The organism is Anaeromyxobacter sp. PSR-1 (assembly GCF_000964525.1).
Taxonomy (GTDB): Bacteria; Myxococcota; Myxococcia; order Myxococcales; family Anaeromyxobacteraceae; genus Anaeromyxobacter.
This window is the reverse complement of record NZ_BAZG01000042.1, coordinates 18,088-28,256: the sequence shown is the minus strand read 5'-3', so window position 1 is coordinate 28,256 and position 10,169 is coordinate 18,088. Positions and strand designations below refer to the sequence as shown.

Here is a 10,169-nt window from a genome sequence, read left to right as displayed (position 1 = left end):
GGCTGCCGCTCCGCTCGCCGAGCTGCGCCGCCTTCCGGAGCAGCACGCGCTGCTCCTCCTCGGCGGTGCCGCGCTCCGCCAGCACGTCGGCGAGCGCGATCTGGGCCCAGGGCACGAACGCGGCCGCGCCGGCCTGCTCGCGCAGCGCGAGCGACTGGCGGAACCCGAGCTCGGCGCGCGCCAGCTCTCCCCGGTCCTGGTCGAGCCCGGCGAGGTGGCGCTCCATGTTGGACAGCATGAAGTCGTCGCCGAGCCGCCGGGCGCGGGCGGCGCCGTCCTCGAGCAGCGCGCGGGCCGCCTCCGGCCGCCCCTGCTGATCCTCCGTGAGGGCCTGGTGGAAGATCGCCTCGGCCTCGAGCCGCGCGTCGCCGGCGCGTCCGGCGGCGGCACGGGCCTCGCGCACCGCGGCGGCGGCCGCGCGCATCCGCGACGGCTCGTCGAGCGCCTCGAAGAAGATGCGCCGCGCCTGGACGAGCAGCGCCGTGGCCAGCACGCGCGGATCGCCCGCCTCCCGCGCGGCGGCGAGCGCCCGGTCGGCGGCCGCCGCGGCCTCCCGCGGGGCGTGGTGGTGGAACTGGCTCCGGTCCACCGCGATGCGCGCCAGCAGCACGGCCAGCTCCGCGCGCACCGCCGCCGGGGCCTCGCCGCAGGCGAGCTCGCGCTCCACCGCGGCGCGCGCCGCGTCCCAGCGCCCCTCGAGCAGGTCCTGCTCGACGCGCGCGGAGAGCTGGGGATCCGGCCCGACCTTCCCGGGCAGCGGGGTGGCGGCGGCGAGGTGCAGGAGGGCGAGGGCGAGGGCTGGCGCGGGCGGGAACATCGGGTCGATCTCGGGCGGCGGGGGCCGCTCGGGATGGGAGGGAGCGCCGGCCGGCTTGTGACCTCGAGGCCGGCCCGCCGCGGCCGCGCGGGTGCTATGAAGGCGCGGTGACGCTCCTCCACGCGGCCGGCCTCGGCCTCTCCTTCGGCAGCCGCACCCTCTTCGACGGCCTGACCTTCACCATCGAGGAGGGGGAGCGCGTCGGCCTGGTGGGCGTGAACGGCGCGGGCAAGTCGTCGCTCATGCGCATCCTGGCGCGCGCCGCCGAGCCGGATCGCGGCGAGGTGCAGCTCCGCCGCGGCGCGCAGGTCACGTACCTGCCGCAGGAGCCGGCGTTCCCGGAGGGCGCCACCGTCGCCTCGGAGCTCGAGGTCGCGCGCGCCCCGCTCCGCGCCGCGCTGGAGGCGCACGCCGCGCTCGCGGCGCGGCTGGAGACGGAGCGCGATCCGGCGGCGCACGAGCGGCTCCTCGCCGAGATGGCGGCGCTGTCGGATCGGATCGAGCACCTGGGCGGCTGGGACACGGCGCACGAGGCGCGGCGGCTGCTGGACCGGCTCGGCGTGCCGGACTGGGACCGCCCGGTGGCGGAGCTGTCCGGCGGCGCCCGCAAGCGCGTGGCGATCGCCCGCGCGCTGCTCACCCGCCCGGACCTGCTGCTGCTCGACGAGCCCACCAACCACCTCGACGCGGACACGGTGGACTGGCTCGAGGAGGAGCTGGACCGGCTCGACGGCGCGCTCCTGCTCGTCACCCACGACCGCTACTTCCTCGACGACCTGGTGGACCGGATCGTCGAGATCACGCCCGGCGCCGGCGTCACCAGCTACCCGGGCAACTACGAGGCGTACCTCGCGCAGAAGCTCGAGGAGGAGTCGCTCGCCTCGACCGCGCAGCACAAGCGCGAGCGCTGGATCGCGCAGGAGGTGGCCTGGCTCCGGCGCGGCGTGGAGGCGCGGCGCACCAAGAGCAAGGCGCGCATCGAGCGGGCGCGGCGGCTCATGGCCGAGCGCGGGTACCAGCGGCCGCGCGCGGCCGACCTGAGGCTGGCGGAGGCGCCGCGGCTGTCGCAGGTGGTGCTGGAGGCGCACGGGGTGGAGAAGCGCTTCGGCGAGCGGACCGTCCTGCGCGACGTCGAGGTGGTGCTGCAGCGGGGCGAGCGGCTCGGCATCGTCGGCCCGAACGGCGCCGGCAAGACCACCTTCCTGCGCGTGCTCCTCGGGGAGCTCGCGCCGGACGCGGGCGAGGTGGTGGTGGGCAAGCGCACCCGCGTCGCCTACTACGACCAGCAGCGCGCCCGGCTCGACCCGGAGCAGACCGTGTACGAGGCGGCCGGGGGCTCGCCGCCGGGGCGCACCGGCGAGGACTTCGTGGAGCTGTCCGGCAAGCGCGTGGCGCTCCGCGACTACCTCGACGACCTGCTGTTCCCGCCCACCATGCAGCGCATGCAGGTGAAGGCGCTCTCCGGCGGGGAGCGCAACCGGCTGCTGCTGGCGCGGCTGTTCCTGGAGGGCGCGAACGTGCTCGTCCTCGACGAGCCCACCAACGACCTCGACCTCGTCACGCTGAACGTGCTCGAGGGGCTGCTGCTCGGGTTCGACGGGACGGTGCTGCTCGTCACCCACGACCGCTACTTCCTCGACAAGGTGGCGACCTCGATCCTGGCGCTGGAGGGCGACGGGCGCGCGGTGCGGTACCCGGGGAACTACGAGACCTACCGGACGCTGAAGGAGCAGGCGGCGGCCGCGCAGGCGCCGGCCCCGGCACCGGCGGCCGAGCGCGCGCGGGACGCGCCCGCGGGGGCGGGCGCGCCGGAGCCGAGGGCGCGCAAGCCCGGCAAGCTCTCCTTCAAGGAGCAGCGCGAGCTGGAGGGGATGGAGGCGGCGATCCTCGCGGCCGAGGAGCGCAAGGCCGCGCTCGAGGCGACGCTCGCCGATCCCGAGACGTACCGCCGCGAGGGCGGCGCCGTGGCCGGGATGCGCGAGGAGCTGGAGCGGCTCGCGGCCGAGGTGGAGCGGCTGTACGCGCGCTGGCAGGAGCTGGAGTCGTTCCTCGGCGGCCCGGCCTAGGCCGGCGCGGGCGGCCTCCTAGGCGACCCGGGCGCCGGCGAGCTTCCGGACGCGCCGGAACAGCACCCCGCTCGACCTGCCGCGCACGAACACGAAGGTGTGCGGCCGGTCCGGGAGCGCGTTCGCGAGCGCCTGCGGGAGCGACGCCTCCGCGCTCCCCGTCACGAACTGCCGCCACGTCCAGCGCGGCTCGACGGCGAGCACGAACACCGGGGCGCGGTCCGGCAGGTGGCGCAGGCGCTTCCGCGCGAGGTGCAGCCGCTTCACGCGCGCGTGCCCGCGCAGCGGGGCCACCAGCGCCTCGACCGCGTCCGGCGGCAGGCCGTGCGGCTCGAGCGCGTCGGTGGCCAGCACCTGGGCGCGCTCGGCGGCGGCCTCGTCGTGCAGCCCCTCCAGCGCCTCCGCCCGCGCGATCCAGGGCGCGGCGAGATCGTGGCGGCCGGTGGACAGGTGGTAGGCGGCGAGGAGCTGCGCGCCCGGCAGCTCCGCGTCCCGGTCGAGCGCGATGGCCGCCTCCACCAGCGGGACGCCCTCGGCCTCGTCCTGCTCGAGGAGCAGCCGGCCCAGGCCGTAGCGGGCGGGCGCGTGCTCCGGGTGGCGCGCCACCGCCTCGCGGGCGAGCGCGATCGCGCCGGGGACGTCGCCGAGGTCCTCGGTCAGCGAGGCGCGCTCCCAGGCGGCGTCGGGCTGGAGCGGTCCCTCGGCCGCGGCCCGCTCGAGCTCGGCGAGCCGCGCCGCCTGCTCGGCCTTCTGCGCGTGCGCCGCCGCCCAGCGCTCGCGGACGGCGCCGCTCCACGCCGCGTCGAGCGAGGCCCGGAGCGCGGGGAGCGCGCCTCCCAGGAAGCGCGCCGCCGCGGTCTGGAACACGGCCGGCGGGAGGCGCGGCGGCTGCCCGAGCGCGGCGATGCGCTCGGCGAGGGCGGGGTGGGTGTCCACGCCGCGCGAGCGGCGCTGGAGCGCCCGCTCCAGCGCGCGGCCGGCCCCGGGATCGCGCAGCGCGGCGTGCACCTCGGCCTCGAGCGCGCCGAGGTAGCCGGGCGGCGGCTCCGCCTCGCCCGCGGTCCGCCGGTTCATGGCCGGCCAGAAGCGGCGGTCCACCGCCCAGCCCGCCACCGCGACCGCCGCGAGGGCGTCGGCGGCGGCGCGCGGCCCGGCGGCGACCGCGGAGAACCGGTCCGCCTCGCGCTCCTGCTCGCGCGCCAGCGCCAGGCTGGCCGCGCCGAAGAACGGGCCGTACCAGCGGAAGAACGCGCGCAGCGGCCGGGCCAGCACGCTCCGGCGGCCGTCGAGCGCCTCGAGCAGCCGCAGCCAGGTGGCGCGCACGCGGTAGATCCACGCGCCGGCCCGCCCGTGCCGGCCGGAGAGGTGGCCGAGCTCGTGCGCGAGCACCGCCTGGAACGACTCGGGCGAGAGCGAGAGCATGAGCGGGAGGCCGAGCACGAGGTCGTTGTGTGGCCAGCCCAGGATCCCGAGCCGCGGCGTCTGCGCCACGCCGGCGTTGAGCGAGGCGTCCACCCGCACCGCGTGGATGCGCGGGATGCGCCCCAGGCGCCGGAGCCGCTCCAGCTCCGCGAACAGCGCCGGCGCCTGCCCGGGCAGGACCCGCTCGCCCTCGGGCCGCTCCAGCTTCACCCAGATCGCGCGGAGCAGCGCCGCCGCGGTGAGGCCCACCGGCAGCGCGAGCTTCAGCAGCACCACGTTGCGCGAGAGCACCACCCCGCCCGCGAGCAGCGCGAGCAGCCCCACCGTGCCGAGCACCGTCGCGCCGACCACCGCGAACCCGAGCGCGCCGAGCGCCGTGATGAGCGCCCGGTACGCGCGCGGCGACGACCGCGAGCGCCGCTCGAACCGGGCGGCGATCCGCTCGAAGCGCTCGGTGTCCATGCCGTCCTCCCGCGCGCGGAGGCCGCGCGTCGGGCCTCTTTACCACGCGTGCACGGGCGCGGGCCCTGCCACCGGGTGCGTCCGTGCGCGAGCGTTCCGCACAGCGGGGGCGCGGCGCCGCCAGGATCGCGGTATCCTCCGCGCCCCCATGAGCGTCTGGCACGTCCAGGTGAACGGCGTCCCGGCCTGCACCTCGCCGCTGATCACGGAGGAGGAGCGGCTCGAGCCGCCGGTGTGCGGCGCGCGCAACCGCCAGCGGGCCGAGGAGTACGCGGCGATGCTCCGCGAGCGCCACCCGGACGCCGCCGTCGAGGTGGTGGAGCACGGCTGCCCGATGCGCGGGGAATGAGCGGGCGGTCCGGCGTCCGGGACGGTCGGCTAGTGCGGCTTGTTCTCGGCGTCGAGCTTCCAGCGCAGCGTGACCATCACCTTGCCCCACCCGCGGGCCCCGGGCGTGCCGCCGGGCTCGCCGGGGCGGAAGTCCACCCGCAGGTTGGCGTTGGCGATGTAGCCGGCCACCGTGGAGATGGCGGGGATGGGCGCGCGGGAGAGGATCCCGAGCACGAGGTCGGTGCGGCTGGCCTTGTACAGCGGGCCGGAGTCGGGCATCGACGAGGCCTGGTACTGGCACACCTCGGGCGGGCAGACGGGGGCCTGGCGGCGCAGCTCGCCCTCGGGCTCCTCCAGGGAGGGCTGCCGGGAGGCGGCGGGCGGCGGGGCCTGCGCCACCAGCGCGCTGCGGGCGGACCCCAGCCCGAGCCTGGGCATGGCCGCGCGGCGGCCGTCATCGCCCGCGCGGGCTGGGAGCGAGGCGGCGAGCAGCGACAGCGCGAGCAGGGACCGGACCATCTCCGGATCAACCTGCGCGCTCCCGCGCGCCGGAACAACGGCGCCCGGCGATACGCCCTGCCTGGCGCCAGGCAGGGGGTTGGCCCGCGCGAGTGACGCACCGCCTTCGGCCGCCGGCGCGGCGAGGCGGCGGCGTCAGCCGGCCACGTCGAATCGGTCGAAACGCATGGTGAACAGCGCGCGCCCCTGCGTCGCCGATCGCAGCTCGGTGGCGTAGCCGAACATCCGCCGGAGCGGGGCCTCGCAGGTGATCACCTTGACTGCCTCGCCCCGGTCGGCCACGTCGAGCACGGTGCCCTTGCGCCGATCGAGGCTCCCGATGACCTCGCCGAGGTGCTCCGACGGGAGCACGATCTCGACGCGCATGAGCGGCTCGAGCAGCACCGGCCGGGCCTTCCCGGCGGCGATCCGCACCGCGTCGGCGGCCGCGACCTTGTACGCGAACGGCTTGGAGGCGCCCTCGCGCCAGGTGGCGCCGGTGAGCGTCACCCGGACGTCCTGCAGCGGGTGACCCTCCAGCGCCCCCGCCTCGGCCGCCTCGCGCGCGCCGTCCTCGGCCATCCGGCGGACCTCCGGACGGAGGAAGGGGAGCGCGGCCGCCTCGGGCGAGAGGTCGAACCGGAAGCCGCCGCCGCGCGGCAGCGGCCCGACCGCGACCGACACGTGCCCGTAGATCTCCTCGTCCTCGAGCCTGCGCTCGAAGGTCGCCTCCGCGGCGGCCTCCGCCGAGAGCGTCTCGCGCAGGAGCACCTGCGGCTGGCCGGTGCGGACGGCGAGGCCGAACTCCCGCCGCAGCCGCTCGGCCACGATGTCCAGGTGCAGCTCCCCCATGCCCGACACGAGCAGCTGGCCCGTGTCGGGGTCCTCGCCCCACCGGAAGGTCGGGTCCTCGTCGGCGATCCGCGCCAGCGCCTCCAGCAGGAGGTCGCGATCCTTCTGCGAGGCGGCCTCGATGGCCTCGGAGATGACCGGCTCGTAGGACGAGAGCCGCTCGAGCAGCAGCGGGTGGGCCTTGTCGGTGAGCGTGTCGCCCGTGCGGGTCTCCTTCAGGCCGGCCACCGCGAACAGCTGGCCGGCGCCGAGGGAGGGGACGCGCTCCTTCTGCGCCGCGTGCATGAGCAGCACGCGCCCGACCTTCTCGAACTTGCGCTGGCTCGCGTTCCAGACCGCGTCCCCCTCGGCGACGCGCCCGGAGTACACGCGCAGGAACACGTACCGGCGCCGCTCGTCGAGGAGCGACACCTTGAACGCGAGCGCCAGCAGCGGGGCGGCGTCGGTCGGCGGGCGCCGCTCCTCCTCGCCGGTGTCGGGGTGGACGCCGGCCGGCGGCGGCACGTCGAGCGGGGAGGGGAGCCAGTCGCAGACCGCGTCGAGCACCTGCGGGATGCCCTTGTTCCGCAGCGCGGAGCCGCACAGCAGCGGCACGAACCGGCCGGAGAGCGTGGCCCGCCGGATGGCGGCGCGCAGGCCGTCCTCGTCGAGGTCGCGGTCGGACAGCACCGCCTCGGCCGCCGCGTCGTCGAGGTCGGCGAGGGCGGCCACCAGCGCGGCGCGATCGGCCTCGCCCTCGGCCGAGATGCCCGGCTCGGCGGTGAACGCGCGCGGGTCCTCCGGGTCGCCGAACCGGACGGTGCGCCGGGCGACCAGGTCCTCGAAGCCGGCGAAGGCCGCCTCCGCGCCGAGCGGCCGCTGCACCGCCGCGACCACGTGGTCGGGGAAGTGCTTGCGCATGGACGCGAGCGTGAGCCCGAGGTCGGCGCCGACGCGGTCCATCTTGTTCGCGAACGCGATGCGCGGCACGCGGTAGCGGTCGGCCTGGCGCCAGACGGTCTCGCTCTGCGGCTCGACGCCGTGCGCCGCGTCGAACACCGCCACCGCCCCGTCGAGCACGCGCAGCGAGCGCTCGACCTCGATGGTGAAGTCCACGTGGCCGGGCGTGTCGATGAGGTGCAGCTCGTGGGCGCGCCACTCGAGCCGGGTGACGGCGGACGTGATGGTGATCCCGCGCTCGCGCTCGAGGTCCATCCAGTCCATCACCGCGGCGCCCTCGTGCACCTCGCCCATCTTGTGGGTGCGGCCGGCGACGAACAGGAGGCGCTCGGTGAGCGTCGTCTTGCCGGCGTCGATGTGCGCCATGATCCCGAGGTTGCGGATGGCGCGCATGCGCCGCTCCGACGCCGTCCCCTCGCCGCGTGGCTCCCCCATGCACCGACCCTCCGCCCGCCGCCCCGCCTCCGGCCGCGCGCTCCCGCTGAGTATACGTCGGCGGCCGCGCCGCGCCCGGTTCCGGATCCGCGGCGCTTCGACTAGGCTCCGCGTCCCGTGCGAGAGCTCTGCCGCCGCTGCCTGCGCCCCGCCGCCCTCTGCCTGTGCGCGACCCTGCCGGTGGCGCGCGCGCGGACGCGCGTGGTGATCCTCCAGCATCCCCGCGAGGCCCGGCTCGCCATCTGCACCGCCTGGCTGACGCGCCTGGCGCTGGAGGACTGCGAGCTGCACCGGGGCGTCCGCTTCGAGGATCACCCGCGCGTGCGCGAGGTGGTGGCCGACCCCGGCGCGGCGCTGCTGTTCCCGGGCGAGGGCGCCATCCCCGCCGCGGCGCGCGCCGGCGACCCGCCCCGGCTGCTGGTGGCGGTGGACGGCACCTGGCACCAGGCGCGGAAGATGGTGGAGGCGAGCCCGTCGCTCGCGGCGCTCCCCCGCATCTCGGTCGTCCCCGACCGGCCGGGCGGCTACGCCGGGCTGCGGCGCGAGCCCGAGCCGGAGTACCTCTCCACGCTCGAGGCCGTGGCGCTCGCGCTCGGCGCCCTGGAGCGCGACCCGGCCCGCTTCGAGCCGATGCGCGAGGCGTTCCGCCGGATGGTGGCGCAGCAGCTGGAGTGCGCGCGCGGGGCGCGGCGGAACCCCAGGCACCGGGGCGGTGGCGGCGCCTGACGCCGCGGCTCCGACGCCCTTCCGCGACCTCAGGGCGCGGGGCGAGGGCGCAGCCTCGTCACAACTGCGGAGCCAGAAGGCGGGCGGCGCTCGCGCCCAGCCGCGAGAGGAACGGCGCGTCGGCTTCCCGCGTGGTCTTGGGCCGCGCCACCTCGAGGTCGCGCTCGAACAGCGCCGCGAGCGCCTGCACCGCGGGGGCGCCGTACAGGACCGCGGTGACCTCGAAGTTGAGCCGCAGGCTGCGGTTGTCCAGGTTCGCGGTGCCGACCATGCCGACGTCCTGGTCCACCAGGCAGGTCTTGGCGTGGAGCATGCGCGGCCCGTAGAGCCAGATCCGCGCGCCGGCGGCGAGCAGCGCGTCGTGGTAGGTGCGCGACGCGGCGTCCACCACCCGCGAGTCGGTCCGGCGCGGGAGCAGCAGGCGCACGTCCACCCCGCGGAGGGCGGCGCTCGTCAGCGCCGCCAGCATCGCCTCGTCGGGCACGAAGTACGGGGTGGTGATCCACACGCGCTCGCGCGCGCCGCCGATGGCCGCGACGTGGAGGTGGCCGACCGTGGACGTGTCCTGGTCCGGGCCGGACGGCACGATCTGCACCTCGTGCGACCCGGGCGGCTCGTCCGGGAAGTACGGCCGCAGCGCGCCGGGCGGCAGCGGCGAGCCGGTCTTGCCGGTGGCGAACGCCCAGTTCTCGAGGAAGGTGAGCTGCAGGCCGTGCACCGCGGCCCCCTCGACGCGGACCGTGGTGTCCCGCCACGCCGCCGGGCCGGTCGCCGCGACGCTCTGGTCGTCCGACACGTTCATCCCGCCGGTGAAGCCCACCCGCCCGTCGCACACCACGATCTTGCGGTGGGTGCGGAAGTTGGCCGAGCCGCCGCGGAGCCGCGACGCGAGCATGGGGTTGAACCGCTCCACCTCGCCGCCTGCCTCGCGCAGCGGCGCGAGCAGCGCGGCGCCGAGCCGCGGCGAGCCCGCGTCGTCCACCAGCAGCCGCACCTGCACGCCGCGCCGGGCCGCGGCGGCGAGGGCGGCGAGCACGCGCGCGCCGGTCCGGTCGCGCTCGAAGATGTACATCTCGAGGTGGACGTGGTGCCGCGCCGCCGCGACGTCGCGCTCCACCGCCTCGAAGTAGTCGTCGCCCTCGGCGAACAGGACGACCGATCGCGCGGTCTCGGGCGGCGGCGCCTGGAGCCGGATGGCGAGCCGGGCGAGCTGGCCCATGCTGGAGAGGTCGCGCGCGGTGGCCCGGTCCCAGGCCTCGAGGTACGCGCCGCGGGCGCGCTTCAGCACGTTCAGGCGCAGCTTCTTGCGGTCGAGCCGCCGGGGCCCGACCACCAGGTACACCGCCACGCCCACCACCGGCATGGCGGCGAGCGCCAGGATCCACGCCAGCGTGGCGGTGGGGGAGCGCCGCTCCAGCAGGATCCAGCAGCTCGCCACGACGACCCAGGCCGCCTCGAGGACCCCGAGCACGCCCGGCGAGGGCAGCGCGTCGAGCAGCGCGAGGTCGGGGGTCCACATCCTCGCGATTCTACACAGGGACCGGCCGGGCGTGCCGGCGCTCGCCCCACCGGCCCACCTGCGGCCGACCGCGCGGTACCCACCCCCTGCGGCATGGGGTAAA

8 protein-coding genes are annotated in these 10,169 nt (G+C 76.9%); 3 read left to right on the top strand and 5 right to left on the bottom strand.

Annotation, left to right across the window (positions count from 1 at the left end; genetic code table 11):
• On the bottom strand, positions 1 to 817 hold an 817-nt coding region (locus PSR1_RS09115), incomplete at its 3' end, for a hypothetical protein (RefSeq protein WP_059437291.1).
• 107 nt (positions 818 to 924) lie between these two features.
• Between PSR1_RS09115 and PSR1_RS09110 the strand changes: the two genes are divergently transcribed.
• On the top strand, positions 925 to 2,883 hold the full coding sequence (locus PSR1_RS09110) for an ABC-F family ATP-binding cassette domain-containing protein (protein ID WP_059437290.1): 1,959 nt from the start codon (positions 925 to 927) through the stop codon (positions 2,881 to 2,883).
• A gap of 18 nt (positions 2,884 to 2,901) precedes the next feature.
• On the opposite strand, the gene PSR1_RS09105 is transcribed toward PSR1_RS09110, so the two are convergent.
• On the bottom strand, positions 2,902 to 4,767 hold the full coding sequence (locus PSR1_RS09105) for a M48 family metallopeptidase (protein ID WP_059437289.1): 1,866 nt from the start codon (positions 4,765 to 4,767) through the stop codon (positions 2,902 to 2,904).
• A gap of 148 nt (positions 4,768 to 4,915) precedes the next feature.
• On the opposite strand from PSR1_RS09105, the gene PSR1_RS09100 reads away from it, so the two are divergent.
• On the top strand, positions 4,916 to 5,116 hold the full coding sequence (locus tag PSR1_RS09100) for a hypothetical protein (RefSeq protein ID WP_059437288.1): 201 nt from the start codon (positions 4,916 to 4,918) through the stop codon (positions 5,114 to 5,116).
• Positions 5,117 to 5,145: 29 nt separating this feature from the next.
• Here the strand turns inward: PSR1_RS09100 and PSR1_RS09095 are convergent, their stop codons facing one another.
• Both PSR1_RS09095 and fusA read right to left on the bottom strand, forming a co-directional pair.
• Entirely contained in the window at positions 5,146 to 5,616 is a 471-nt protein-coding gene (locus tag PSR1_RS09095; RefSeq protein ID WP_059437287.1) for a hypothetical protein, read from the bottom strand.
• Positions 5,617 to 5,751: 135 nt separating this feature from the next.
• Positions 5,752 to 7,821: an elongation factor G gene (fusA, locus tag PSR1_RS09090; RefSeq protein WP_059437286.1), complete on the bottom strand. Its 2,070-nt coding sequence runs from the start codon at positions 7,819 to 7,821 to the stop codon at positions 5,752 to 5,754.
• A gap of 117 nt (positions 7,822 to 7,938) precedes the next feature.
• Between fusA and PSR1_RS09085 the strand changes: the two genes are divergently transcribed.
• The gene (locus tag PSR1_RS09085; protein WP_059437285.1) at positions 7,939 to 8,547 is read left to right on the top strand and encodes a tRNA-uridine aminocarboxypropyltransferase; all 609 of its coding nucleotides are present in this window, start codon (positions 7,939 to 7,941) and stop codon (positions 8,545 to 8,547) included.
• A gap of 58 nt (positions 8,548 to 8,605) precedes the next feature.
• On the opposite strand, the gene cls is transcribed toward PSR1_RS09085, so the two are convergent.
• Complete coding sequence (gene cls / locus PSR1_RS09080; RefSeq protein WP_059437284.1) at positions 8,606 to 10,066, bottom strand: cardiolipin synthase; 1,461 nt, start codon at positions 10,064 to 10,066, stop codon at positions 8,606 to 8,608.
• Positions 10,067 to 10,169 lie beyond the last annotated feature (103 nt).